The organism is Microcystis sp. M179S2 (genome assembly GCF_020245805.1).
In the GTDB taxonomy this organism is placed as follows: Bacteria; Cyanobacteriota; Cyanobacteriia; order Cyanobacteriales; family Microcystaceae; genus Microcystis; species Microcystis aeruginosa.
In genome coordinates this window covers 1-25,954 of the sequence record NZ_JADBUE010000194.1, presented here as the reverse complement: position 1 = coordinate 25,954, position 25,954 = coordinate 1, and the positions used below count along the sequence as shown (strand labels likewise).

The following is a 25,954-nucleotide window of genomic DNA, read 5'->3' as shown; positions in this document are numbered from 1 at the left end:
TGTTATAGCTAAGGTTTTGTCCTGACTTTCCTGTAAAAGTGTATCCGACAGCTTTAGTGGCACTAACCTGATTAGATTTGGTGATAGTTTCAGTGGTTAGGTTAACATTTTCTAGATTTTCTGCAATGAGAATAGCTGTGGGTTTTTGAGGACATTCTGAAGTTGTTTGAGGTTGATTAAACTGAAAATTACAACTACTGAGGAAAAAGAGAGATGAATAAATAAGCATCTGTTTCATGACTTTACAAGTGCCGAAAATATTTAGGATTAGTTTTGTTTTTCCTTTAACCATTTTCCCCAATAATAAAAAGGAATAACTCCTCCCAAACCAAGAGCAAAAAAAATACAAATAAGCATTAATATTCTGGTTTCTAAGGGAAGTGTACGCCCAAAAAAATCAAGGGTATAAGGTTTAGATTTTGATGCTACTTTCTGAGTAAAAACTGTGGCTACATATTCGCCTCCTCGTCGAACGTTGGGTTGGATATAACTGATTTCGTATCGTCCTTGAATCGCATCAAGGAAAATTTCTAATTTCTCGGCAATTTCATCAGCATCACCAGCAAATTCAGTAACTCCTCCTGTTAACTTCGCAATTTCCGCTAACTGTTTTTGATCTACAAATTCTTTTTCTAGTTGCTCTCTAGTTGCTTGGGATAATTTTGGGTTATTAATATCTCCACGAACAGCAGGTTTACCTAAGGAATATTTTTTGCCTAATTGTTGTGGGGTTAAGCCATATCCTAGGGTATGAACAACAATATCTTTATTGTTCTGAAGATTGGCTAAAGTTTTCTGAATTTCTTGATAATTACTATTATTATCAAAGCCATCAGAAAGGAGAATAATTGAGAGTCGTGGTTGAGGTTTTAAAGGTTTTCCTTCTTTATCTTTAGGATAGAAACGACCTTCTTTATCGTTTTTAAAAAATTTGACGGTTTCTTTGAGAGCTTGATAGAAGTTGGTCGTTGCACAAGGAGTTTTATCAGCAAGACTACCTAGAAAATTAGTTAGTTTAACATCTTGCACTAAATTAAAATTATCGAGAGTTTCTGAAGTAACTTTTGGGTAATAATCACAGGCTCCAGGCTTGTCATTTTTACCTTCTACCCCAAAGGGAACAATAGATAAATAGGTGTTGCCTTTACGCTCTGAGGCTAATTTAATAAATGTTCCCAGCGCGTTAATTGCTGCATCTAATTTTCGCTTTCCTTTAGCAACCGCTTTGGCATCACATTTTGTGTTGAGATCCTGAGAACAATTCATACTGCCACTAAAGTCGATGAGAACGACAATCCAAGCATCAGGAGGAGTCGTTTCTCGGGGAGACTTCCAGTCAAAAGGTAGTTGTTTTCCTTGATAAGTTTTGTTGTTTTTTTTATCAAGAACTTTCAGCTGAAAGTCACTTTCAGCTAAACCCATAATCGGCTTACCCCCTTCTCCTGTCACTTGAATTTGAAGAGTCACTTTATCGTCGATGTCCTCAATATCTGTGATTTCAGGTTTAATTCCCCAAGCTGGGGTAATAAAAGCGGTTAACATAATCAGTGATAAACTAAGCTTGTGGGTCAAGGAAGCGATTGTAGAAGACGAAACGATAGATTTTGGGTTCATCGGGGTTGTGGTTATCTTTAACATGGAAGGTGAGTAGGTTGTTGTGTTTAAGGGGAATTTCTTTGGTGCTAGTTAAAGGTATGCCGTTGAGTTCGATAAGGTTGTAAAATGTTGGGTTAGGATCTAAAATGGCATCACGGCGGGTAATTTTGATGTCAGCAATATGGGGGGGGAGTCCGGGGAGATAAATATCCGATCCTCTTTCTACACCATCAGAACCTTTAGTTTTGCGGACAGAACCAATTTTGATGATTCCTTTGGCGGGAAGTTGAATCGACAGTCCTTCTTCGATTTTTTCGGCATCCGATTCACTGACAAATTTGAGCGTTTTATGGATGTTAGGAAAGACTGAATTAATCGATGTAAATTGAGGATCAATGCTTTCGAGTTCGGGAATGATTTTCCTGTACTCGAATCCTTTACCGGCTCTCAGTGCCGCCATGTAGCTAGGAGAATTAGTAATTGTAAAGGTTAGGCCGAGCAATAAGCCTAAAATGGCAAATCCGAGGGGATCTTCTGCTTTTCTAAACGCTTCTGAAGTGCCTAACCATTGGCGAATAAATTCAAAGATTCCCACCGCTACTAAACTGGCAACACCCGCACCGATGATGCTAGTATATAACCGTTGTCGAAAGCGATCGCGATCCCCCGCTTCCATGCTGTAAAATTGCCAAGTAAGTCCTTCGGCTAATCCAACGGCTGCACCGACAAAAAGCCAACCTAAAAGTCTGCCAGGAAATTCAGCAACTCCAGATTGAATTAATAGCTGAAAGATTCCACCCGCTGCTAATCCAGCAATCAATCCGATTAAGGTGGCAATTAATAGGGGAACTAAAGCAATCCGAAAGTTGAGTTTAGGACGGGTGGGATTACTAATAAATATTTCATTCATTACCATCCCAATCCCTAAGGATATAGCGACGCAGGGGAAAAGAACCATCTCTGGAAACCGAGAGAGGATTTTTAAGTCAGTCAAGAAAATCTGACCGATATTCCAGCCAATTAAAGCCGAGGTTATTCCTGCTAGTATGTAAAGCCAAATTCTCATAGGTTTAAAAACTATCCTCTTGGGGGAGTTGACGAATCGATAATTGGTTTTACTTTACCGCAAATTGGTGTATCACTTAATGTTTCACCCAGTTGAGCAGCTACATCACACTTCAAAAGGTTATAGGTATTCCTTTCATAGTTAATCACTCCATCAACATCAATATTAATAGATTGCTCCTTTTTAAGTCTAGATTTAAGACTTTCTTGGTATTGTAAAATAGCTTTAACCCAAGCTTCTTTATCTGCTGGTTCAGTCATATTAGAAAAGACAAGTCCAATTTCATTATTGGGATCAAGAACATTAATTACATTATATGAAGATGAAACAGAAAAAGCCTCATCTAATTCTTTTACTAAAGTTTCTAAACTATATTTTGTCTTTTGTGGTTTATCAAATTCCGAGACGGCCTTTTCAATTTTTTGGTCTCTTGTCGGAGATGGGGATGGGGATGGGGTTGTTTCTTTAGCGGTAGTTTTAGCCACTTTAACTTTAGAAAACCCTAGCTTTTTACAATTGTCAGCAGTTGCTTGAGTTGCTTGCAGTTGCATATTTTGAAACAGATTACATTTTAGAGCTTGATAAGTTTTTCCATCCTTATCAATAATACCATCAATATCATCAGAATTAGATGGTGTAACTTTATATAATTGATAATATATGATTGCCTGAATCCACTTGTCTTTATCTTTGTCTATAGTTTTAAGATTGAGATAGTTATTAGAAGTAGAGGAGTTACCAGCATTGGAAGAATAGGTAGGATCGAGAATTTTTGAAATAGCTTCATCAATCTCATTCTTGTTAGGTTTAGAAGCATCTGCTCTAGTAGTTTGCTTCAAATCTTGTTGAATTTGTAGTAATGACCCTTTAGTCTTTGGAAAGCTTTTGATCGCTTTTTTAATAATCGGCGATTCTGAATTGTTTGATCCTCCGGGTAAACCGGGTACAGATAAATTAGCTAAATTCAATAATCTTTGAAAGAAAAATCCTCCTAAAGTGAATATAAGCAAAAAATAAATAATAGCAATAAAACAGCCAGATGCTCCACCTCTAAACACGGAAGATAGAAGAAATATTGCTGTTTCTTTTATTTCTCTAAATACTGGTTCATACCAAGGTATATCTCTTTTAACTTGAATACCAAAATTATAATCTTTATCTTCCCTCAATTTATGACGTTTATATACATCACTAGGAATCTTTTCCTGAGTGAGATGATAAAAGAAAACGGTTAAACTAGATCCTTTATACTGTTCCTCAGATGGCACTTCTAGTTTATCAAATAGGCGAGCAAGATGGATGTATTTTTGAGTTTTTCCACTGGGATCAAAAAGAGAATCCCAAACTCTACTTAAGTCATCTTTAATTTCTTGCCAAGGTGCATCATCTAGTTTTCTTTCTTTTAAACTTTTTTTCAGTTTTTTACTGGTATGATCTTTGTATATTATTCCCCAGAGTCCGCTTTCATCTGATAAGAGTTTAGCTGTAGCATCTATCAAGTCTGGCTGCTTAATGACATTAAGAATAAGTATATTAATACCTTGAGTAATTTTACTAAATATAGTTGGCGAAGTGATGGGACCATCACCTTGTAGGTTGATTGCCTTTACAATTTCCCCTTGAAACCTCTGAGATATTGGATAATAATCCTTCTCTTTTTTCATTATCCAAGCGACAAAATCTGGCAGCTTTTCAGGGCAAATTATGGCTTGTAGCGTCAAAAGACGTACTTTAAAGTCATCATAAAGTTGTTGCTCATAAGCATCTTTGGAGCCTTCACCTTCAAATATGTAATTCCAAAAGGTTGTATAATCCTGTTGAATTTTAGTATTGTTCAAAGCATTTTCGATAGGGGCTAAATTTTCTTGAAAGTTTCCTGTCCAGCAGGAATTATTAATAGCAGTTCTAATTAGGGTTTCTTCGGGTATAGCTGGGGGAAGTAGGGGAACACTGCTTAATGTTGCTCTTATTATATCCTCTGCTTTTTTACTGGCAGGATAAATGACTAAAAAGCGATTTGGTTTCTCTAAAGCTTCTACATTCCAAGCCCAAGAAATCAATTCATTATTTCTGGCGGCTTCAGTTTCCAAAGCTATGTTATGAGTTATTGGAGTAGGGTATAGAGATTTTTGTTGGGGAATAATTATCGGTGTTTCTTGTTGTGAAAGAGACTTAAGATTATCTGAAATAGACTGAGATGGAGGAGTTTCAGTATCGTTATATTCTGTAAACCGACCGACTTGTCTATAATCGGAGGGGTTAAAACTAGGCTTTCCGTTTCTGGTGTGCCAATATAAAAGATGGTGTAATTTATTCAATCCCTCACACAAGAAATAGCGATAGAGAGATGCACCTCGTCCTCGTTCATCTATCCCCCGTGTGACCACAGCAATTACTGACCAAGCTTCTTGATTGTATTCAACTTCTCGTCCAATAATGGCGGGATTTTCGCTAGATGCGCCTTCAGAAACGGCGAATTCTCGATTTTTGATTGCTAACTGTACAGGTGTAGGAATTTTAGCAAGGGTTGAGTTCATGTACTCTCCCGAAAAACCCCGCAATTTCCACTCACCAGCACCGCCAGTGCCATCGACTAAAATACCCGTGCTAAATTCATGAATGTAAATAGTAGTCATTGTTTTAATCCTTATCTAATTCTTTGTGATGTTGACCGGTACAAAGCCAGTAAATCGGGGAAACTAAACCAAAGGGTCGCCACCGTCTCGGATCGCGGATAATAGAAGTTGTTCCTTGGCGATCGCGTTGTTTTTCGATCGAGTTGGGTTCGGGATAATTGGTTCCCAACGTACCAAAGGCAGAAGTGGCAAAATAGTCCACTTCGCCTCCTCCCCTATCTACCCAGTTTTCTAATTTATTTTGCATCAGAGGAAAGCGTCTTTGTGTCAATTTTCTCGGTTCATGACGACTCACCCACAGTTGACTCAGTTCGCACTTACTAACCGCAAAAGCAACGCGGCGCTGTTTGGGATTAATATCCACCCTGTCTAAAGCCGCTAAAAACTTTTCTAGTCCAATAGCATAGTCTTTATCTTTGCGGTGAGAGGTTCCATCCACTAACAATAAAAGACCTGTAGCCACCACACAGTCTTCGAGATAGTTAACTAAGCGCGGATCGCCGATTTTGTTAATGAGATCCCGAAGAAACTCGCCGGAATAATCTTTACAGTTAACATTGAGACGTATTGCGCTAGAAGATAGGCCTCTTTGCAGATTTTTCAAAGAAAATTGTTCTTTGAGAACAATACTTAATCCATAATCTTTGACTTCATCAACGGTGGCTTCTAGGGGAGTTGGTTCTAATTCTAGTCCCTGTTCCAAGATGTTCTGTGCCATGTTCATCAGTTGTGCGCTGGCTTCTTGGTTCCCCACTGGAGTCACCGATTGAACTGGACTATCGGCCTTAGCATTGGGCCAATAGGCGAGGGAAGCCATATAGGCGGTTTTACCAGCACTGCGATCGCCAATAACCCGTATTTCGGCATTGGCATCTTTTAATTCAGGAGCTTTTGGTTTTAACCAGTCAAACCCTTTCATTTTTGGCTCCTTGATTTGGTTTTTTACTGAGCCAATAGAGAGGTTCAATTAGATTATAAGGTTGCCATGAGTTTGGTTCTCTAATCACCGAAGCCGGTTCTTCTCCTTTCATCCGATCTTCTCGGTTAGGACGGGGATTATCTCTGCCTAAAACGCCAAAGGTAGAAAGGGCAAAAAAACGCAGATTCTGGGGAATAACTTTTGCTCGCAAGGTTTTAGTAGTTTCTCGTAAATGGACAGCGAACAAATCAATTTCTGGGTCAAGCCTACCGGGCCAAATTTCTCCTCTTTCGCATTTACTCATAACTATTGCTAACTTCAAATCCTGAGAACGACCCCGCTCATCCATTAATTTAAGGAATTGTTTCATGATTCTGTTATAAAAGTTATCAGTTCCGGGTTCCCATCCTGTTAGCATAATTAGACAGCCGATGACATTGGTAAAACATTCATTAATAAAATCTTCATGGATAGGCTTCCTTGCACTGGGACTGGCAATTGCCTCAAAGACTTCTCCGGGATAATCTCTAGCGGTTAATTGAAAAGTCTCCGTGGAACTATACCAATAGGGTTTGGCTGTGATACCAAAGGAATAAGACGGTAAGTTATTTACTGACTCAATCCCTTGCCCAATGACGGTTCTCTCTAGATCGGCCGCTTGTTTGAGAATATTTTCAGCTTTTTCTGCAAGTATTCTTGTGGCAGGATTTTGAGGATTGACAGTAAATATTTTTTTGCCTTGTTTGTGTTCTTTGAAGTAGGACAAAGCAGCTAAATAGGTGGTTTTTCCTGCTGCTGTCGGTCCAATTACAACAATATTTCCACTGGTCATTTTTACTCCTATTTTAACTTTATTTTGCGAGATGACTGCCCAAATAAATCCAAGGGAGTTCTAATAATTTTCGATTATATATGCTCGTAATGAAACATCTAATTGTTAACCCTTGAATACTACGGTTAAGTTGATTGATTTGAGGGTGAATCGGTCGAAAATAACGCTGAAAAACATAGTTATCTCTCTCTTGCCATGTTATGGTTTGGAAATCAGGATTAAAAGCGAGTTTTCTGGCTTCTTCTTCGAGATCGATTGGGAGTAAATCGGCTTTATTTAAACAGAGGAGAAGATGTCGAATTTTCGGACAATCTTGCTGGAAAAATTCAAGCCAACGGTCAAAACGATTACACCATTGTTTTGTGGTGATAAAGTCATCTTTGTTGACTTGACCGGTCGGTTTAATGATGTCCCGATAGGGCGGTAAAATCAACATAATTCCTTCAGCTTTTCTGATCGTTTCGAGAAATCCTTTCCATTCATCGGGTTGTTTGTCTTGCCAAGATTTTCGCCAGATTTCACCGGGGGTGTCCAACCAATCCAAGGCAATCATTTTCTCCCCTGTGGGAAGGGTGACACTAACTTTTATGTCCTGCTCATAAATTGCTTGCTCAGCATCTGTCGCTCTAGTTTTGCCCTGTTCTGGAAGATATAAAATGCCTTTGAGATACTGATAATCGGGATCAGTAACTTTGACATAATTTCCCCTGGGGTTAGCTAATTCCAAGACTAGGTGAGTTTTACCTGTTTCGCGATCGCCAATATAAATAACTCCCAAGCACTCCACCTCCTGATCAATGAGTCCTGATTGATAGCAACCAAACAGCGATCGTGTTTAGTTTTGGTTTTACATTACTTTCTCGTAGGGATGGCTGCTTTTTATGCAAAATTTGGGTTTATCTTAACATAAATTTACATTCTCGATAGTACCCCGCGCCACATCCACTCTGGCTGCGATACCGAAGGCAGTCCGGGAGCGAGATCGCAATTCCCTCGACAATTCCTCACAAAAAAGAATTTTAATTATCGGTTTTTGCATAAAATGCCAGTAACCTGACGAGTAGATAAAAGGGGTAGTGATCTAGAAAATGCAAGGAGAGTTCTCTGATGAGTAACCCAGACAGCAAACTTAAGCTTCTTGAAGAAATGGCACTTTTGGCTAAAAGCTCCCCTGCAAACAGCAAGGAGAGACAAAAATGGCTAACAAAACTAACCAATGAGATTCAAAACTCTAATAAAGTGTACTGTAAAAATATCTATAATTTTCCTAAGTCTGTCTATCAGGATATTTTTCACGAAGCTCTACAGCAGACTTTTTTAGAGATTTTTGAAAAAATTGACCTGTACGACCCAAGTAAAGGTAATGTCTTGGCATGGGTAAGTTTTTTGCTCGATAAGCGGTTTATCGATGCTGTCAGGGAACATTTAAAACTGCGACATAGACAAGATAATGGCAAGCGAATCAGAATTTATGAGCAATCTTTGGATGTTCCTCTCCAGTCGGAGCAATCAAGCTGGAACCATGCCCCAGATACTTCCTTGCTTGATATAATCGAGCAAACTGAATCTCTCTCCCCCCAAAAAGATTGGGAGAGATTATGGGATTTTATCCAAAAAGATCCTAGAGATTGTTTTCGGCAGACTCACATCGAAAAGCATCCGGAGGCTAATTTTCAAGCAATCTGTATAAGGCGATTTAATGGACAATCTTGGAAGGAAATGTCAACAGAATGGGGAATCTCCCTAGCAACTTTAAGCAGCTTTTATCAACGCAGCGTTGATAAATTGCAACCAATTTTTCAAGAATATCTTTAGAAATAGGAGACAAAAACCATGATGCCACTAGCTGAACGTTTAACTTTTACAGTCCCCCTGAGCGGTGCTGATTTTAAATTAGCTCAAAAGTTTAGTTGCGAGCAGAAAGATGCCGATAAAAGTAAACAGGTTTTTCTAAATACTTTAGCTGTGCTTGCTGTTAACTTTTACTGCCAGTGTTTGAAAGTAGAAACAAATTTAGAGGAAAGCACTATCGGACATTATAATCGGCGAATTTTAATGGATAGTGCTGATTTAAAGATCGATGTTCTCGGTAAATTAGAATGTCGTCCGGTTTTGCCAAATGAAAATATCTGTTATGTCCCGTCCGAGGTATGGTCAGATCGAGTGGGTTATGTTGTGGTAGAAATTGATGAAGAAGCGAAGAAAGCTATTTTATTTGGATTTGTCGAGCAGATAGAAACTAACGAATTACCATTAGCTCAATTACCAGATATTGACAATTTAGTTGATTTACTTCTTCTGGCTAAAAACCAACAATTTCGGGAAAGTCTGAAAAGAAGTTTTGACAAGAATTGGAATGAAGATGAATCAGCAAAAATTTTAAAAGATAAACAGAAAAAGCTTGTTCGTAGAGATAGTCCTGCTCTACCTACAATCGATAAATCTATTACCTCTCCTCTCTATAAAGCTAAATATATTACTCTGAGAGGACAGAAATTTATCCTATCTGTCGAGATAACCCCTACAAAAGAGGGAAAGTTTCAACTTCTCGTGGAGGTTGAATCATCTAAAAAAATTCCATCTGATTTGAATTTGAAGCTATTATCTTTATCCGACCAAACTTTGAAGGCAAATCCGACAAAAGGAGATCATTACATCTCTTTAGAATATACCCTTCAATTGGGAGAGAGTTTTCAAATACAAGTGAAGCGAGCAGAGGAAAGTCACACAGAACAATTTTCTTTTGACTAAACTCTATTTGAACGGGATAATTTATCTAAATTTCTGATTAAAGTTTAGATAAATTGTTCAAAATTTGATATTATATCGATGCTAAAGTAAGCTATGCCAAACCAAAAAGATTTATCGGATATTCGCAATTATCTCTACGATCAAGCTGAAGTGAGATGGTGGTACAGCTTGTGGTTATCTTTATGCGCTCAAGTTTTAGCATTAATTGCGACAGTCAACAATAAATTGTGGCTTTTAGCTATTGCCGGTTTTCTTGCCTTAATCACTCCAATAGCAGTAGCATGGTTGCGAGAATGGGCTAATAACTTGACACAAAAAGCTGATAAATGTAGAAGAATGATTTTATATGCTGATAGTTTAGGAGAAGATATTCCCAGCCATGAGTTAGCTATGGTTAGAGCTTGGACAACGGGAATTAAATTGCAACAAGCTCCTTTTACTTCTCCTTATTATTCATCTTCTCTATCTAATAGTCCACAAAGATTAATGGATATTACAACAGAATCTGCTTACTTTACTGAGTTTTTAGCGGCAAAAACGGTCAATTATTTACTGGTATTTTTAGTTATTTCAATTTTAATTTTATCAGGAATTATTTATTTTGCAGACTTCGCAACCTCTACGGCTACAATTAGCCAAGAAAATCAAGATATGAGTGGGGTAAAGTGGGCAGTTAAGGCAGCATTAACAGCTATTTCTTTTATTCTATCTGGGGATATATTACTGCTTTGGAAAAAGTATTCAGATCTGAAATTATCTGCTCAAAGTACTTTTCAAAAATGCGCCGAACTTCGTTACGATAAATCCTTATCTATTTCTGAAGCTATGCAGGTTGTTGAGGACTATCATCTAGCGTTGATTCAGAGTCCACCGATTCCTCTAAAACTTTACCTAACCTACAGAGATCCCTTGAATCAATCTTATCAAGATAGTCATTCAATTAGTTCTAATCAACCCTAGTTTTTCTTGGGCAATGCCCAGCTTGCTCACAAATTATCTAATATTAAAAACATGGGAATTCCTCCTTTTAATCAGCGCGGCTTTTTGCCGCCGGGAGAACATAAATTAGATAGCTGGGAAGAGCTTGTAGAAAGATTTGGAACCACTCGAAGAAGACAACGTCTTCTAGTCGGACTAAAAAGAGTATTGCTAAATCTTCAACAAGCAGGTTGCCAAAAAGTCTATCTTGATGGTAGTTTTGTGACTAAAAAGGGAAAACCCAATGATTATGATGGTTTTTGGGAAAGTGAGAAAGTAAATCCAGAAAAGCTTGATAGTATCCTGCTGGATACTTCCTTAGAAGGATGTCGAGAGCAAAAGAAAAAGTATGGAGGAGAATTATTAACCGCAGATACGAGAGCCGTAAATGGTCAAACGATTTATGGTTATTATACAATAGATGTAGAAAGAGGAATTACTAAAGGTATTGTTTGCGTTGAGTTACAGTTAGTGGATTTACAGCTATGGTTTTGAACGAAAAGGGATATGAACTTAGAAAAGCTCAAGCTCAAGAGTTTGAGAAAGCAATAGTAGAATTTTCTGACTATGCAATTCAACATCCTGAAATCGATTCAAGAATCTTGAAAGCAAGGGAAAATTCTTTACGGACTTTGTTAGCGAGAATCAACACAGAACTGGCAGAATATGAAGATAAACAGCTAGAAAGTTTAGCTTTGGCTGCTAAAAATTATCCAAAAATTAGTCAGCAAAGATATAAAAGCTTAACTAAATTAACTAATAAAATTCAAGAATCTAATCAAGTACAAAATCAAAATATATATAGTTCTTCCCTGGATATTTCTGGAATAGCATGGCAGCAAACCTTGAAGCAAGTATTTGACAAAATCGACCAATATAATCCTAATAAAGAAACGGTATCGCAGTGGTTTTTATCGCTGTTCAAGCTTCAATATCGTAAGCTGGAAAAAGAGTCTTTATAGGTTTATTATTCATACTGACAAGACTCAGTATATAAATTTTCATAAGGTTTTTTAACTGATTCTGTTGATTCTGTGCCCGATTTTATGTTTGAGGTTAATCTTTGTATTTTTCGTAAGTCCAAAATAGCTTCTCCAGAAATACCAATTCCGCGATTATATGGATTTAATTTACCTAAATCAATACCAATGAAGCAACCATGTTTATCAAAAATTGAATTTGCCTCTGTTTGTATTTTTTGTGTATTGCCAATACTATTGTAGAAAAAGGTATAAATTTTATTATTTGGACTTGGTTCTGTATCAGCAATCGTACTATGAAAATAATTAAATTGTTTAGTAGCTTCAGGAGATTCTCTGAACCCTATAATTATCGTTTTATCTAGTTCAGCTTTAGTTGCACTCAATTGAGCAATTTTATATTCTTTATTGCTCTCGAAACTTACTATTGCTAAATCTTGGCTAATTTCTTTGATATTACTAGGAGGATAAGACTGGCTACTATTTTCTGGCCCTTGCTCGGTAAATATTGTATATACATTGTCTTTGTTTCCTTTTTCCAGTAATTTAGCCTGTGTTAATACATGATAAATTTTATTGTCTTTGGAAAATTTTTTGATATCTTTATCAGCAGCAACAATTACACCATAAAAATAACTGGTTGCCTTGCTTATTGGGTCGTAAGTTTTAATAGTTACTGTACTTTCTGCTAATAAATTTTTTACATCAGTTGCCAATGGAGGAAATAGTCGACGAATGATAGGAATATTCATAAATATACTCTTAGCCAAGGGAGAAATTATCGGCATATAAATTAACCCAATCACAAAACCAAATAGAAAACCTAAGCCACCTATCAATATAGTATTTTTGAAGCGAGATTCTTTATTATTAGGCCATGTCCAAGGAGTTTTGTTGAGATTTTGTAAAAGAGCAACGACTGAAGCAGAACTTCGCCATTCATTGCTATATTCTATTTCCAAATGTTCTTGAGCTTCTTTGACAGCTAAAGGTAAAAAGTTACAACGAACTAATTTGAGCAAAAAGTTAGTCAAAAATTCTGGAGAAAAAGAATCAAATATAGTCTCTCTCATGGCAATGACTTGAGGAATATCAGAAGATTTTATTAACTCCTTTGCTAAGGGGAGAGAATTACAATAGTTTAAAATAACAAGTTTTAAAGTTTTTATTTTGCTGACACGATAACAGAATTGTTTAAACGTCAGAAATTCTGTATCACTAATCCGTATCCTTTGTTCTGAATTATCATCTGATCCATGGCCAAGCAAGTAAATAATATCAAATTTATGTTGAGATTCTGGATCGAGCCAATGAGTTAGGTCAGTCCCTGTAGTCTCTGTAGAAGGGTACAATCTTAAATCAAGTTTAAGAGCATTGCATATTGAAGTAAACTTTTGCCATGCTGCTGTATCTTGTTTGGGGTCTAAATTCCTTGTATCCCCTGAGATAACCAAAACTTCTAGTGACTTATTAGGTAGTTGAACGTAAGCTGCTTGAGAAATTTTTCTTTGATTTTTTATGGCAAATACCAGGGGGATTTTTTGATAATTTGGGTCTTTCATTAATTCCCAATTATGCCAAAATAGTTGATATATAAATTCATCTTCACTCTGTATAACAAAGACGACGCTACAATTATCACCTGTTATAAATTTCTCAAGTTTACTGACAAAGTTTTTCTCAATTTTGGCTCGAAAAGAAATATCTCTTAACCATTCATCTAACTTTTTATCTAAATTTTCCAAAGCAGAATTTAGTTCTTTTCTCCAACTATCTCGTCCCGAATTAGAACTCTCATCTCTATTGTATATTTTTTTCCACTCTTTATATTTATTATTAAGGTCTGAATGATCGCCTAGATCATGTTTACAGGTTTTACCAAGAAAAAGATTATACAATCTCTGAACAAAGAATAACCGGAGCAATGGGTGAGTTGATAAATATTTTATTTGTAGAGAACATTGAATTTTATCATTGCTCGTCGGTTCTAAATTGAGAATAACGTATTTAATCATGGTTCAAATTAACTAGCTAAACTCGAAAACTACTAACATAAAAAAACAACAACCTAGAAATCCCTACGTCAATGCTTTTGGCAAAATCCTGTCAGGAAAAACTAAAAATCCCAAATAAACAGGATAATAGATAATCTCCTTCAGCTTACTAAGCTGAAAATCAGGCACAGAAGTAGGCCAATTTCCTGAAAATGAGCTACGAATAACAATCAACGAAGTCGTGGCGGTTAGGGAAGTAGAAAAATAGCTCTTGGGAGGAAACTGTAAAACAGTTTTTTTGCGACTATAGCAGGTTAACTTTGCAAAAGCAAGTAAATTTTACATTTCTTAGCCTTTAAACGTCAGCCTCTGTTAAAGCTTGAGCGAGCATTCTGGATAGATGGGATTTATCTTGTTGATTGTAGAGAGTAATGGCTTGACGATAGTAGGATAACAGTTCGCGGGCATATTGGATTTGTCCATCGGCAGTTTTTAGATTAAGTAATACCCAGCCTAAATTGTGGTAGGCTTCAGGGTAGTCAGGTTTGAGTTGAATCGCCTGCTCCAGATGAGTTTTCGCTTGTTTCCATTGTCCCAATTGAGCGAGTAATGTTCCTAGTCGATAGGCAATAAAAGGCTCCTCACCATTGTTCTGTAGGTAAGCTTGATAAATTTGAAGGGCTTCCGAGGGATTGTTGAGATGCTCATGACTAATAGCCGTATTGATAAGCACCCAGGGGGCTGCGTTGGGGTGACGACTAGCTTGTTGAAAGCAAGGAAGAGCCTGACTCCATAACCCTTGTTGAGCTTGTTTCCAACCTTTGAAACCCCAAGCAAAGGGATGGTCTTGAATTTGAGTCAGACAGTCTTGAATGCGCCGGTCTAAATCTTGGCTTTGTTGGCTAGTGGTGGCTTTGTCAAGAGCGGCAAGCAGGTAGGGATAAACCCAATATTGAATTTGTTGATTCTTTTGGGAGGGGTTTTGTTTGGATTTAGTAATTGCTTTACTAGCAGCACCAATAGTGGCTTTAAATTGATTTTGATTGAAGGTAATCCAAGCTTGAATTCCGAGAGCAAAGAAATTGTTACTATCAAGTTTTAGGGCTGTGTTGATAGCGGATTCTGCTTCTTGCCAATGACCAATTTTACCGAAAGCCCAGGCTAAATTAACTTGTATCCAAAGAGCTTGAGGTGAAAGTTTAGCCCCTTTTTGTAGTTGTTGTACGGCGGATTCCCAGTTATTTTGATGGCAATATACCAAGCCTAAAACTCCGTACCCTCTACCATCATTAGGGTTTAGTTGAATTGCTTTTTGGGCAGCAATTTCAGCTTGAGTATCATTAAGATGGCTCTGCAATAACGCTTGTTCAACCGCGGCTGCACCATTATTGGGTTCGTTGCTTAAACATTTCTCGTAACTTTGAACTGCTTCGACAAGTTTTCCTTGTTTAACTAACTCTCTTGCTTTTTTTTGTAAAGGAGAAACAAATTGACCTTTGAGCGCATCAATCAGTTCGTCAGCAGTTTGGAAACGATCCTCAACATTAATTCTCATTCCAGTTAGGATAACAGTTTCCATTAAATTAGAAATATCTGGATTGAGTTGTCGGGGTGGAATGAGGGGATCTGATGAACGTTGCTGCAATAATGCACTAGCTCTATCCGGTGCTTCAACTGGTAATTGTCCGGTTAAAAGTTCATAGATTGAAGCACAAAAAGCATAAAAATCTGTGGCAGGAAAACGTTTACTCCTTTGACTATATTGTTCATAAGGAGCATAACCCGGGGTTAAGGTTCTGGTCATGTCTCCTGTTTGACCGGCGATAAATTCTCTCGCCGCACCAAAGTCAATTAAAATCGCTTTATCTTGAGGATCAATTAAAATATTGTCAGGTTTAATATCCCGGTGTAAAAAATTATTATTGTGGACGGTTTTTAAGGCATCAGCAATTTGCAGAAAATAGCGTTTAACTCGCTCTTCAGTTAGCTTTTTTTCTTGGGTCAGGATTTTAAAAAGAGATTTTCCCGCAATAAATTCCATGACAATATAAACTGTATCGTTTTCGTCAAACCAATCATAAATTTTAGGGATATTGGCATGATGACATTTTTGTTGATGGCTGGCTTCTAGCTTAAATTTACTGGTTTGTTGTCGTTTTATTTGAGGAGAAATAGAGGCAGGCCAAATAACTTGATTTCCTTGTCTAGCGGATTTTTCTGGCCAAAGTTCTTTGATAGCCACAGGAGCATTATTCGCTCGATAAATTCCTTTATAGGTAATGCCAAATCCCCCTTCACCTAAAACTTGTTCGATCTGATATTGTCCCTGTTTGAGTAAAGTTCCGATGCTGAGATGATGGAGTGATGTGGTAGTTTTGTTAGGGGATACAGGGGTGAGATTAAAACCACAACTAATACATTGTTGTGTTCCATCGGGATTATCAGTTAGACAGCTTGGACAGAGGATAGACATATTTTTATTGTCTTTGAGACTTATAATTATTGTTGGTTAGGGAAGTTACTCTCATCATTTTCTCTTGCTTCTCTATTTTGAGATTTTTGTTCATCTTCTGAATGATTTACTTTAAGTGCCAGAAGTCATAAAACATTGCAAAGCTAAAAGCGTTGCATTATCGGTTGCTCCTTTATTAATAACTCTTTGAATGGTTTGATCAACTGCCATTTGTAAAGATTCAAATTGACTAAAAATTTCCGCCAGTTCCTGAGTCGGTACTAAATCCCAAACTCCGTCAGAACAGAGAAGTAAAATATCTTCATTTTCTAAAGTCATTGATAAATTGCTAGTGGTGCGACTTAAATTCTGCACATAGCCTTCACTTAAATGTTTTTTTGAACCGATAGATTTGAGTAAGACATTTCGATCTGGATGGGTTAAACTTTCCTCTTCTGTTATTTCCCCGTTAGCCACTAACATAGCTACCAGGGAATGATCTTCACTTAGTTGTTGAATTTTTCCTTGTCGTATTAAATAAATTCGACTATCTCCCACATGGGCTATCATTAAGCTATCATTGATCGCTAATGCAACACTTAAAGTTGTTCCGCCATTACGAACAGTATCAGCAATAGATATGTTGGCTTTTTGAAATAAATTAAGTAGCCATTCATTACGCTGTTCTCCTGTTTTAAATTCTGGAAGAAGGGAGTCTTGTAATATAGTTTTAACAGCAATTTGACTAGCTACTTCTCCTTGGGCCATTCCTCCCATACCGTCAGCTACAACGCCTAAAATAAGGGTTTCTGAATTACTGAGGTGTTGTTGTCTTACACCGTAGTTATCTTCATTCTGTAAGCGTTCTGTTGAAAGTCCAACGGTTGAATAACTGGCAATATTCCACTGCACTTTCAGACTCCGCAGTGACTGGCGAGTTTCGATTAATAAGCTGAGAAATTGAGCCAGGGGAAAGCGTTCTTCTGGAAGAGAGGACAAGGCAATTTTCAGCAGTTGATAAAGACGCGGAATCGGAGCAATTTCTAAACTAATAATCTGGTCAGATTGAGGTAATTTTTTATGGGTAGTTTGATACAATAAAGCGGCGATAGTATAACTGCTCATTGATTCATTGATAGAGCGACTTGCCGCAAGTTCAGGAGCGCAATAATCTCCGATAACACCAGAAGTCAGGCTTTCTTCAATTGAGTAAGCGCAGGTTAAGTCAAAGATTTTGAGGGGTTTGTCTATTTCTATAAACTGGGGAAGCAGGTTGATTAAATACCAGTTTTGTTTAGCTATATAAGAAAATAACTGACAAATTTGAATCACTAACGTTAGTGCTTCTTCTTGAGAATGTTCTTCTTTTAGCCAAGCTTCTAAAGTCAAGTTTTCTTGAGGAAATCGCGTTAACAGAAGAAGTTTTTCTGGTTTCGTCTCGTTTTCGACTGCTGTTTCTGGGTAGTATTCTTCTTCTAAATAGTCTGTTTCTGCGGACTGATTTTCTCCAGAATCATCATCTTTTGTTGAAGTAATATTGACAAATTCAGAATCTTCCGAGACTATTTGTTCAGTGGCAATATCTTCATTTTGTTTTTCATCTACCTCCTGGGATTTTTCCTTGATTGATAGGGGATTAATAATAGCTGAATCTACTTGAATATCAGCGATAAGTGGAGCGATTAAGCTGTAGTTTTGAAGAATTTTTCTCAGTTGCAGTTCCCGATCGAGACTACTATTAAGAGAGCCGACACGCAAAAGTCCCAATTGAGAAGATGTTTCGCCCTTTTCCCCATCGAGATCGGCAATGGGTTGAAACTTGACTTTGAAGTAATAAACATCTGCGGTTAATAACCCTAGATAGGCGATAATTTCTATCTGGTAATCTGCCATAGAAAAAGATTCTTTTTCTTGAATAAGCAGGGGGGAGAAGTTTTCGGTAGATGGTGAAGTCATGAGAGGGAGCCATTAAAACTTTAGTCGAACACAATCGGGGTGGGGCTAACCACCCCAAGAAATGTTAAGGAGTTTGGAAAAGAAAGCGAATTTTAGCGATCGCAATCTCATCACCGGAACTGAGAGGGGTTGGGGCAGTTATTCTGGCGTTAAAGCGAGTTTGACCGATGGGTTTAATAAAAACCCCATTCAGAGAACCGAGGTCTTTAATTTTCCAAGTTCCTCCATCGGGATAAATTTCCGCATGGTTGCGGGAAACGGTTTCGTTATCGGGGAATTTTTCTAAGTCCACATCCACAGGTCCGGTGTCCGAGTCAAAGATGCCAATCAAGGTAAAACCATCAATGAAAAATTCAGCCACCGGGGCGTTAGGGTGCTTGGCAATCAGTCGGGCCGTTGTTGTTATTGCCGGAGTAATCGGTTGGGGCAGCGGTTCCGGCGTGAGTGTTATCGTCTCGGCAATCGGTTGGGGAATTGGCATGGGTGTGGGTTCTGGGATGGGATCGGGGATGACAGGTGTGGGAGGTGTAGGTGGTGTCGATGGGGTCAATTCTGCACCACAAGCATCACAGTATTCTGCTCCCTGGGGGTTTTGATCGTAGCCACAAACTTTGCAAACAATAGCCATTGGTTTTTCTCCTTTTTGAGGGATATAAGAGGAATTAATTAGATTGAAATTAATCTTACTGTTGCCTGACTCGGTGCCAGAAGTCTGCTCAAGTACCGGTTAGTTTCCGAATAGTTTCTTCCGAGAGATCGTCGTTGAGGTCATCGCCCATCTTGACAGTTTTTCCTCTCGATCCCATTTTCACGGTTTTGCGGGTTCCAGAGGAAATCTGGCGAGTTTTTCGCAATTCTTCAATCCCTTCATTGAGAGATTCGAGCATAGCATCATTGCCAATTTGAACCGTGATACGACGGGCAGTTTCCAGGAGTTTTTCAGCTTGTTGGGGGTTACTCTCTGCCATGCGAGTTGCGTCGTCAACTAATTGGGAAATATTGCGTTGTTGAACGTATCCCATAACTTCTTGATCGACCTGCGCTGTCCCCCCCTGTCCAGGCACAAACTGGACAACAACGTTCTGCGGTAGTAATTCCCCCCGTCGGTTTAAGCCAGGAATGTCATAAGTCAAGCCCAGTTGAGCCAGACGAATTTTTGAACTAGGACGACTATCGATAGCAAATTCTAAGATGAAGATGGTTTCATCCTTTGCTTTGGCGGCACCAATGGGATAGGGAGCTTGATTTAAAGAAAATTCTGCCAAATCGGGATAAACACGGGTAACGCGCAGCAGTTTGACTCCCTGAACAGTTTTTAAGCTGAGGACAAGATTGTTAATCACTTCTTGCTGGGCTTGCTGATAGTCTGCCAGTAGAAGGTTAGGAAGATCGGTAATGGAAACATCGTTACCACTAGCCGTTCCTGGAACAATGTGACGGCAATGCCCTCCCGTCTTGCCGCTTATGTCTGTGAGCAAGTTTTCGTTAAACTCGCCCACACCCAGGGCCGTAATCGAAATCCCTTGACTGGCAAATTGTTGGGCTAAGTTTTGGCAATCATCTTCATCAAAGGTGTCGCCATCGGTAAAAATCATGGTATGGCGGCTAGTCATGCTTTGATTAGCTAGGAGAGCAAGGGCTTGATTAATGCCTCTCCCCATACAAGTTCCACCGCTAAAATTTCGCAGTTTTGCGATCGCATTTTCCAGTTGACGGGTTTGGGTAACTGGTGTTAAGCCAATCAGAGTAGAGGCTTGATCGTCAAATTGGATCAGAGCAATCCGATCTTCCGGGGTGAAGCGTCCTGAATTAATCAGGGTGCGAAGCGACTCAATAACCATGTCGATTTTGGCAATGCCGCCCACCACTCTCGTGTATTCCTTCCCATCTTGCATATAAGTTTCACCGGTGGGTTGAAAATCGCCGGCCACAATTTCGTACATCGAGCCACTGGTGTCAATTAGAAAGACAAAGGTAGTAGAAGGACGGGTTTGAGCAACTTCTTGGGTTGGTCGCAACTTCAGCATAATAAACAGTCGCTGATCTGGAGTATCGGCAGGTAAAAATTCTCGATGGGGGGTAATAGATACGTTAAGCATTAAAATTTCCTTCAGAGAATAGGTTAAGTGTTGAAAATGTCTTCTAAAGGGGGAAACATTCCCTCCATGGGTTCTATAGCCCCTAAATCGGGGGTAAAAACAGGGGGTAACTCTTGATTTCCTTCGTCTTGGATGTTTTCAAGGTTCGACTCGCTCAGTAGGGGTAAATCTAGGGTCAGGACAGTTTCTCGATAGCCTTCTCGGATATCTTCGACCCAAGCGGCGATAATTTGATTGAGACGGTGATCGTTGATAGAGCATGAGCTTCTTGCTTGAAAATGTTTTCGGATTGCTTGGCGAATTTCCTTGGTGAAGATAGTTTCAGGATTATTTTCCTGATCGGCGGTTAGATCTAGAGGATAATCATATCTTTCTGGCGAATTTTTCAGGTTAAGAAAGAATTTATAGACTACCATTTGGGCAACCAAAATAAGATTAATGAGTTGATATTATTCGATTGGACGGTTCGGGCGATGTTTTTACCTCCAGCGTAATCTGTCCAAATTTCCGGCGATCACCATCCTTTAATTGATGCTCTAGTTTTTTCATCCCCTTGGCTTGTCCATAGGACGAGTTATACTGCATGATAATGTTTTCCCCTTTTTGAAAAACCTGAGCCGTGATCGGGGCATAACCCTGTTTTTTGGGTAAGTAAATATTGGCTTCCGAGGAACTGCCCAAAATGATCGGGCGAGAGCCTAATAAAAATTCTCGTTGTTCCGTAGGACTCCAATGCACGATCAGTTTAGCTTGTCGAGTCAGCAGTTCCAAAAGAGCGATCATCATGCCAATACAAAAACCCAAAATCGCTGAACCCGCTAAACGTCCGGCCATCTCATTACTCGCTCCAGCTTGCAAAACAAAACCCATTCCTCCCATCGCGCCACCGAGAAACCCGCCCAATACCGCCCTGCCGATTTTCAGATTGGGGACAAAACGAGCCATGCCGCCGCCAAGCATTGTCCCTAAAATCGTCCAACCCAGAAGTGGCCCCCCTGGGGCAAGGGTGGGAATGCTTTGAATGAGAAAACGAGAGACAAGGAGTCCTGAGCTACCGGCAACCAATCCAGCAACGATTCCCCCCACTGTACCGATGCTTGTCTCGCCCAGGGAAAGAAGGCGGCGACGACGTTGATAGAGGTTCTGCCCGACAATTAACGCTAAAGAAGCACCCACAGACAGGATAGCCGTCCAGCCCCCCGTCCGCAAGGCATCATAGATAAATCTAAATTGAGGGGTTTGCAGTTGATTTTTAGGAAGAGATTGGCTCAGTAAAGTGTATAAAATTCCTTGATTTTGCTTTTGTTCTCCGATCAGCTGCGAATCATAGATGAGTTTTGCCGCAGATTGAAAGGCTTGGTCAAATTCTCCGGAATTAGCATAGAAGACTTTTTTATCTTCTCCCGTCAGTTGAGTCAGAAAGTTTTGATCGGCATCTCCTGTTCCGACGGCAATAATATTGATTTTTTGGCTCAGAGCAGTTTGACCGATGTTTAGGGTCGCCTCTACAATCGGTTGGCGATCTTCTTCTTTCAGGGTTGTTTCAGCGATGGCTTTACCGATGGTGGGGAGTACACTTTCAAATCCTTGTCGTCCTGCGGCGGTTTCACCGAGTAAGAAGGTTTCTCCAGGTGCGGAGAGTTGCAGTTGTTTAAAAGTAGCGCGATCATCAGGTTGAATGACTAAGTGCAGTTGAGCAATTTGATTTTCCTTTAAAACATTAGTGGTTGCTTCTAAAGAAGGAATTTCTCGATCGGGTATTAAAGGAGGAGCATCAGTAATCAGCAGTATGACTTTGGTTGCATGGGAACGGAAAGGCTGACGGGCAGCTAATGCCAGAGCATCTAAGCTACTTTCTGGCGGATCATTGCCGTTAACCTGTTGAATGCTGCCGATTTGCTCACTAAAGCGATCGCTATCAGGGGTAAATACAGAACCATCAAAATTGAGAATTTGCGGCTCTTCGCCAAATAAGCGATCGCCAAAAGCGATTAGGCCTATTTGAGCATCAAGTTTCCGTTTTTTGAGTTCTTGGGCAAAGTTTTGGATGCCTTGTTGTACTCCGGCGATCTCCTCATTCATACTGCTAGTAACGTCGAGAACAATCATAATATCAATTTGTTCTGGAGAAGGAGCCGGGGCGGGTTGTCCATCTGTAAACAGCAAGATATGACGATCGGAGCTGCTAGACTCTAGTTGCTCAATCGCCGTTGCCAGTCCTAAATCCATTCTTGTCCCCCCACCATCAGATAAATTGTCAATGGCTTGATTGAGGGTGGCTAAATCGGAGGTTAGTCCTGTGCCAATTTGAACCTGACTGCCGAAACCGACCACCGCGAAGCGATTAACCGAGGGGTCCTGTCGCTCGATAAAGGCTTTTGCGGCATTTTTTGCCTCTTGTAATTTATTGTCATCGTTCATGCTGCCGGAGGTATCAATCAACATTACGACAGATTGAGGATTCTGTTCGACAATCGGCGGACGTTCAGTCACCGTGAGAAAAACCTCTCCTAGTGCGATCGCCGCTACCAGACATCCTCCCGCACCACATAATCCAAAAATTAGGAGTTTTCTGAGATTTCGCCTGATCTGGCCGAATAAGTTCTGCATTTTAATTTCGGGGGACTATATTATCTATTCGCCAGAAGACCTGTGATTTATGCCAAAGCTGTCACAAAAGTACACAAAAAAAGGCATTGCTGAATAAACAGTCAATTAGCGAGTAAATTGTTCAACCTCTACAGGGATTTGTGTTTCTAAACTACTCTTAATTGAGCTTTTTAAAGTAATCAGTTTTTCGTAACTATTAGTGATCGTAGTTTGTTTAGTAACTTCAGAAGCAATAGCCTCATCAAGCTTGATAGTTTGGGCAATTTGACTGGATATTTCATCTTGGCAATCATTAAATAGTTCCAGTAACTTTTCTTCCAAATATTCTGCATGATTTTTCAGGCTATACCAAATATTTGTGTTCAACTCTTTGACAAGTTTTTTTGTGCATTCTTCCAGTTTATCTTTATACATTTTTAGGGCTTGATCTAAACGCTCAGAAAATGTCTGACCACTACAGTCTTTGAGACTCAATCCAATCGTCTCAAGCTCGTCTCCATACTGATAGAATAAAGCATCAGCTAGACCACTTAATCTCATCGAAATATCTCGTTCACAAAGGTTATCTTCTAGTTTTTTTAACACTTCTTCGGGTAAATAACTTAGGTTAATGGTTTGTAAATCACTGAGAAGTGTACTTAATCGCTGGGTAAAAGGAATATCGACTACCGATATTAATTTTTTTCTCATCGATGAAGTCAGTTTGATTTTTTCAGTTACAAAATTAGGTAATCTAGATATATGACCATTAATATCTAGTCCTTCACTCAGATAATTTTTCAGTTCTTTTTTATCTATTTGCATTATTTTTTTGTCAAGTTCTCGAATCACTTCATGGGTGTCAGACTCTTTCCAAAATTGACTATCTTCGTGCGTGCGAATTTGTTGGGAAAATTCTTTAACTTTTTTCTTCAACTGATCTATAAAAAACCGAGATTGTGAACTAACAGCACGTATTTTCATGTCATCTTGAGGATTGGAGATTTGACTATATTGATGATAGGGTTCTTTCAACAATCGCTCTAATTTACGGATAATCTCCAGAAGTTCTTTTCTCGCATCTGCAATAAACTCATCTTTTGCCTCTTTATTCAAATATTTATATAGAGATTCAAGGAATTGAGAAAAGAGAACAATATCCGGATGATGAAGGAGCAAGTCTTTAGCTTGATCCTTAGAAGGCTCGTTTTCTAAGCCAATTTTTTTCAAATTGTCAAGATGTCCTCGTAATTTTTGACTTTGGTTAATTGTTCCTTGAGCAATTGTCTTTAACAATAAATAGTTGAGGGCAGAAGTCTGAAATTTCCGCTCTTCCTTAATGGTAAAATTATAGTCGCCAACCCGTTGATTAAAGCTATTAATAGCTTCTAGTTTGTGAGTATTATCCGGTAAATCCCATTGATTAATAACCCAAAATGCCCTTTGAATAATCGTTGGATTCTTCTTATTGATTTCAGCTAAAAATTCTATTTCTTTCCCTTGAAGAACATTGAAAGGGTTGATACAAACGACAAAAGCTTTTGCTTTCTCTTTGATGTAGTCTTGAGTAAATTCTTCATGGCGTTTATTGTCCACCCCTAGTCCTGGTAAATCAACCAATACAATGCCGTCCGCAATATTCAAATTTTCTACAAACACTTCAATTTTATCAACATAAATTGCTCCTTCATAGCCTTCTACATAGTTGCCAAGTTCTGATAGTTGAATTTCTTTTCTTCCTTGATAATTGGAATTTGGATTTGTCAAATTTCTTACAAGCAATCTACTTTTGCCTAAAGCTTGTTGATCGATAGAACTTCCAGTTTCTGTTTCATATTGTTTAATGGCTTCCTCAATGCTTTGAAAGTGTCTTCCCAGAGGTTCATGAGATTCATTTGACAAATTTTTACCAATTTTGTGACCAATTTCAGTTATAAAACTATCGTAAAGTATCCTTTGCGCTTTGTCATCCATAAAGTAAATAAAGGCTTGATCTTTTTCTCCTTTTTTAACGATAGTGGGAAATGCAGTGGTTGATGTATTGGCTTCAGGGAGAATTTCTCGTCCTAAAATTCCATTAATTATTGTTGATTTTCCCGCCGAATAAGAACCGAGAAAAGCGACATGAAATTCTGTTTGTTTCAACTTACTAATCCAGTCTTTTCGTTTTTCAATTGAGGATTTCTCCGTGTCTTTAATAGGTAGATAAGGAAAAACACTCTGATAAATAGCGAAGTAATCCTGAAACTGTTGAATAGTGGATTGAATTTTTTGAGAATTATCCGGAATTTGTTGTGAGTGGTTATTGTGCATGATCATAATGGCAGTCCTCGGAATGATTAATTGTTATATTGGAGTCATCAAAACTGTGGCATTGAGATACAGAGTTTATCCGATAGATGAGGTAGGTTTTTGCGACTGAAATCCTTACTTCGGCAAGGTTTAATCTATACTTCACCTTTACGAGAAACGCTGTAAACTTCACTCAGTGCGATCTCTGTCACCAGACATCCTGCTGCGCCAAATAATCCAAAGATTAGCGGTTTTTTGCGGTTTCGCCTTAGCTGTCTCAATAAGTTCTGCATTTTGGTTTTGGAGGTGTATATTATATTTTCGTTAGAAGACCTGTGATTTATGCAGAAGTGTTAAAAATTCCGATAGGAATAAGTTATCAGTCATTCTGACTTTTCCCGTTATCTTTTTAGTTGAGCGATCCTTTGATTTCCCCCTATCTCGAAGTCCTCTTCTCTCGTCGCTTATTGTCATTAAGACTAGCTTATTGAAAACTGTGGAGAGCTTGAAACCCTGATTATGTCATCGTTTTCAGACTTAGCGGGAAAAGTAAGATCGGTCATTGACTTGGCATCGACAAAAGGCTTACCTGCTCTACCTTCTGCCCTTTTTTAACTTCATCGAACTCACGTTGTCCCCCTGTCAGCTTTCACCGATATTCAGCAAACCCTAGTGGGACTTAGACAAAAAACAAATCGATAAAAGCCTCAACTCCAATCCCCGCTTGGGATTTACTTCGAGAAGCCCAAAATCGCTGAAACCCAGATAGATCAAGGAAAATCATAAATCGAGGTTAACCCTTTGTCCCGTAATG

General features: G+C 38.8%; 20 protein-coding genes and 1 pseudogene. 5 read left to right on the top strand and 16 right to left on the bottom strand.

The genetic code is table 11. From position 1 onward, the window contains the following. The 8 genes and pseudogenes from IM500_RS12130 to IM500_RS12095 form a co-directional block, all read right to left on the bottom strand. Window positions 1-238, bottom strand: a pseudogene (locus IM500_RS12130) (ARC6/PARC6 family protein); the annotation flags it as partial. A 29-nt stretch (window positions 239-267) separates the two neighbouring features. Beyond that, a complete protein-coding gene (locus tag IM500_RS12125; protein ID WP_287738517.1) occupies window positions 268-1,542 on the bottom strand; it encodes a vWA domain-containing protein in 1,275 nt (424 codons plus the stop codon). Window positions 1,543-1,555: 13 nt separating this feature from the next. Further along, the gene (locus tag IM500_RS12120) at window positions 1,556-2,662 is read right to left on the bottom strand and encodes a hypothetical protein (RefSeq protein ID WP_287738516.1); all 1,107 of its coding nucleotides are present in this window, start codon (window positions 2,660-2,662) and stop codon (window positions 1,556-1,558) included. 11 nt (window positions 2,663-2,673) lie between these two features. Further along, window positions 2,674-5,298 carry a hypothetical protein gene (locus tag IM500_RS12115; RefSeq protein ID WP_287738515.1) on the bottom strand — a complete coding sequence of 875 codons (2,625 nt, stop codon included), beginning with the start codon at window positions 5,296-5,298 and terminating at the stop codon, window positions 2,674-2,676. Window positions 5,299-5,302: 4 nt separating this feature from the next. Next, window positions 5,303-6,217 (bottom strand): hypothetical protein, encoded by a 915-nt coding sequence (locus tag IM500_RS12110; protein WP_287738514.1) that lies wholly within the window; start codon window positions 6,215-6,217, stop codon window positions 5,303-5,305. Beyond that, on the bottom strand, window positions 6,204-7,049 hold the full coding sequence (locus IM500_RS12105) for a hypothetical protein (protein WP_287738513.1): 846 nt from the start codon (window positions 7,047-7,049) through the stop codon (window positions 6,204-6,206). Before IM500_RS12105 ends, IM500_RS12110 begins: the two co-directional genes overlap by 14 nt. A 19-nt stretch (window positions 7,050-7,068) precedes the next feature. Then, window positions 7,069-7,836, bottom strand: a complete 768-nt coding sequence (locus IM500_RS12100; RefSeq protein WP_287738512.1) for a hypothetical protein — start codon at window positions 7,834-7,836, stop codon at window positions 7,069-7,071. A 114-nt stretch (window positions 7,837-7,950) separates the two neighbouring features. Beyond that, window positions 7,951-8,088, bottom strand: a complete 138-nt coding sequence (locus tag IM500_RS12095; protein ID WP_190722274.1) for a hypothetical protein — start codon at window positions 8,086-8,088, stop codon at window positions 7,951-7,953. A 68-nt stretch (window positions 8,089-8,156) separates the two neighbouring features. Here IM500_RS12095 and IM500_RS12090 point away from each other — a divergent pair, with 68 nt between their 5' ends. The 5 genes from IM500_RS12090 (at window position 8,157) to IM500_RS12070 (ending at window position 11,740) form a co-directional block, all read left to right on the top strand. Then, window positions 8,157-8,864, top strand: a complete 708-nt coding sequence (locus IM500_RS12090) for a sigma factor (RefSeq protein ID WP_012266779.1) — start codon at window positions 8,157-8,159, stop codon at window positions 8,862-8,864. 18 nt (window positions 8,865-8,882) lie between these two features. After that, window positions 8,883-9,800, top strand: coding sequence for a DUF1822 family protein (locus tag IM500_RS12085; protein ID WP_287738511.1), 918 nt, complete (start codon window positions 8,883-8,885; stop codon window positions 9,798-9,800). 93 nt (window positions 9,801-9,893) lie between these two features. Then, window positions 9,894-10,760, top strand: coding sequence for a hypothetical protein (locus IM500_RS12080; RefSeq protein WP_041804188.1), 867 nt, complete (start codon window positions 9,894-9,896; stop codon window positions 10,758-10,760). A gap of 51 nt (window positions 10,761-10,811) precedes the next feature. Further along, entirely contained in the window at window positions 10,812-11,273 is a 462-nt protein-coding gene (locus IM500_RS12075; RefSeq protein ID WP_287738510.1) for a DUF6932 family protein, read from the top strand. Continuing rightward, complete coding sequence (locus tag IM500_RS12070) at window positions 11,264-11,740, top strand: hypothetical protein (protein WP_012266783.1); 477 nt, start codon at window positions 11,264-11,266, stop codon at window positions 11,738-11,740. The genes IM500_RS12075 and IM500_RS12070 overlap by 10 nt, the downstream gene beginning before the upstream one ends. Before the next feature lie 5 nt (window positions 11,741-11,745). Here the strand turns inward: IM500_RS12070 and IM500_RS12065 are convergent, their stop codons facing one another. From IM500_RS12065 to IM500_RS12030, 8 genes are all read right to left on the bottom strand, one after another. Continuing rightward, window positions 11,746-13,773, bottom strand: coding sequence for a hypothetical protein (locus IM500_RS12065; RefSeq protein ID WP_287738509.1), 2,028 nt, complete (start codon window positions 13,771-13,773; stop codon window positions 11,746-11,748). A gap of 334 nt (window positions 13,774-14,107) precedes the next feature. Continuing rightward, window positions 14,108-16,225: a protein kinase domain-containing protein gene (locus IM500_RS12060; RefSeq protein ID WP_287738508.1), complete on the bottom strand. Its 2,118-nt coding sequence runs from the start codon at window positions 16,223-16,225 to the stop codon at window positions 14,108-14,110. A gap of 111 nt (window positions 16,226-16,336) precedes the next feature. After that, window positions 16,337-18,160: a protein phosphatase 2C domain-containing protein gene (locus IM500_RS12055; RefSeq protein WP_287738507.1), complete on the bottom strand. Its 1,824-nt coding sequence runs from the start codon at window positions 18,158-18,160 to the stop codon at window positions 16,337-16,339. Window positions 18,161-18,224: 64 nt separating this feature from the next. Next, complete coding sequence (locus IM500_RS12050) at window positions 18,225-18,788, bottom strand: FHA domain-containing protein (protein WP_012266788.1); 564 nt, start codon at window positions 18,786-18,788, stop codon at window positions 18,225-18,227. Window positions 18,789-18,876: 88 nt separating this feature from the next. After that, window positions 18,877-20,259, bottom strand: a complete 1,383-nt coding sequence (locus IM500_RS12045; protein ID WP_287738506.1) for a vWA domain-containing protein — start codon at window positions 20,257-20,259, stop codon at window positions 18,877-18,879. Between the two features lie 23 nt (window positions 20,260-20,282). Beyond that, entirely contained in the window at window positions 20,283-20,675 is a 393-nt protein-coding gene (locus tag IM500_RS12040) for a hypothetical protein (protein ID WP_012266790.1), read from the bottom strand. A 19-nt stretch (window positions 20,676-20,694) separates the two neighbouring features. Continuing rightward, on the bottom strand, window positions 20,695-22,869 hold the full coding sequence (locus IM500_RS12035; protein WP_242034652.1) for a VWA domain-containing protein: 2,175 nt from the start codon (window positions 22,867-22,869) through the stop codon (window positions 20,695-20,697). A gap of 105 nt (window positions 22,870-22,974) precedes the next feature. Next, a complete protein-coding gene (locus IM500_RS12030) occupies window positions 22,975-25,167 on the bottom strand; it encodes a dynamin family protein (RefSeq protein WP_287738505.1) in 2,193 nt (730 codons plus the stop codon). Window positions 25,168-25,954: the final 787 nt, after the last annotated feature.

Excerpts from the sequence above, each read along its gene's own strand:
- IM500_RS12125 (WP_287738517.1), bottom strand. The coding sequence starts at position 1,542 with ATGTTAACCGCTTTTATTACCCCAGCTTGGGGAATTAAACCTGAAATC.
- IM500_RS12120 (WP_287738516.1), bottom strand. The coding sequence starts at position 2,662 with ATGAGAATTTGGCTTTACATACTAGCAGGAATAACCTCGGCTTTAATT.
- IM500_RS12115 (WP_287738515.1), bottom strand. The coding sequence starts at position 5,298 with ATGACTACTATTTACATTCATGAATTTAGCACGGGTATTTTAGTCGAT.
- IM500_RS12110 (WP_287738514.1), bottom strand. The coding sequence starts at position 6,217 with ATGAAAGGGTTTGACTGGTTAAAACCAAAAGCTCCTGAATTAAAAGAT.
- IM500_RS12105 (WP_287738513.1), bottom strand. The coding sequence starts at position 7,049 with ATGACCAGTGGAAATATTGTTGTAATTGGACCGACAGCAGCAGGAAAA.
- IM500_RS12095 (WP_190722274.1), bottom strand. The coding sequence starts at position 8,088 with ATGCAAAAACCGATAATTAAAATTCTTTTTTGTGAGGAATTGTCGAGG.
- IM500_RS12090 (WP_012266779.1), top strand. The coding sequence starts at position 8,157 with ATGAGTAACCCAGACAGCAAACTTAAGCTTCTTGAAGAAATGGCACTT.
- IM500_RS12085 (WP_287738511.1), top strand. The coding sequence starts at position 8,883 with ATGATGCCACTAGCTGAACGTTTAACTTTTACAGTCCCCCTGAGCGGT.
- IM500_RS12080 (WP_041804188.1), top strand. The coding sequence starts at position 9,894 with ATGCCAAACCAAAAAGATTTATCGGATATTCGCAATTATCTCTACGAT.
- IM500_RS12075 (WP_287738510.1), top strand. The coding sequence starts at position 10,812 with ATGGGAATTCCTCCTTTTAATCAGCGCGGCTTTTTGCCGCCGGGAGAA.
- IM500_RS12070 (WP_012266783.1), top strand. The coding sequence starts at position 11,264 with ATGGTTTTGAACGAAAAGGGATATGAACTTAGAAAAGCTCAAGCTCAA.
- IM500_RS12065 (WP_287738509.1), bottom strand. The coding sequence starts at position 13,773 with ATGATTAAATACGTTATTCTCAATTTAGAACCGACGAGCAATGATAAA.
- IM500_RS12060 (WP_287738508.1), bottom strand. The coding sequence starts at position 16,225 with ATGTCTATCCTCTGTCCAAGCTGTCTAACTGATAATCCCGATGGAACA.
- IM500_RS12055 (WP_287738507.1), bottom strand. The coding sequence starts at position 18,160 with ATGACTTCACCATCTACCGAAAACTTCTCCCCCCTGCTTATTCAAGAA.
- IM500_RS12050 (WP_012266788.1), bottom strand. The coding sequence starts at position 18,788 with ATGGCTATTGTTTGCAAAGTTTGTGGCTACGATCAAAACCCCCAGGGA.
- IM500_RS12045 (WP_287738506.1), bottom strand. The coding sequence starts at position 20,259 with ATGCTTAACGTATCTATTACCCCCCATCGAGAATTTTTACCTGCCGAT.
- IM500_RS12040 (WP_012266790.1), bottom strand. The coding sequence starts at position 20,675 with ATGGTAGTCTATAAATTCTTTCTTAACCTGAAAAATTCGCCAGAAAGA.
- IM500_RS12035 (WP_242034652.1), bottom strand. The coding sequence starts at position 22,869 with ATGCAGAACTTATTCGGCCAGATCAGGCGAAATCTCAGAAAACTCCTA.
- IM500_RS12030 (WP_287738505.1), bottom strand. The coding sequence starts at position 25,167 with ATGATCATGCACAATAACCACTCACAACAAATTCCGGATAATTCTCAA.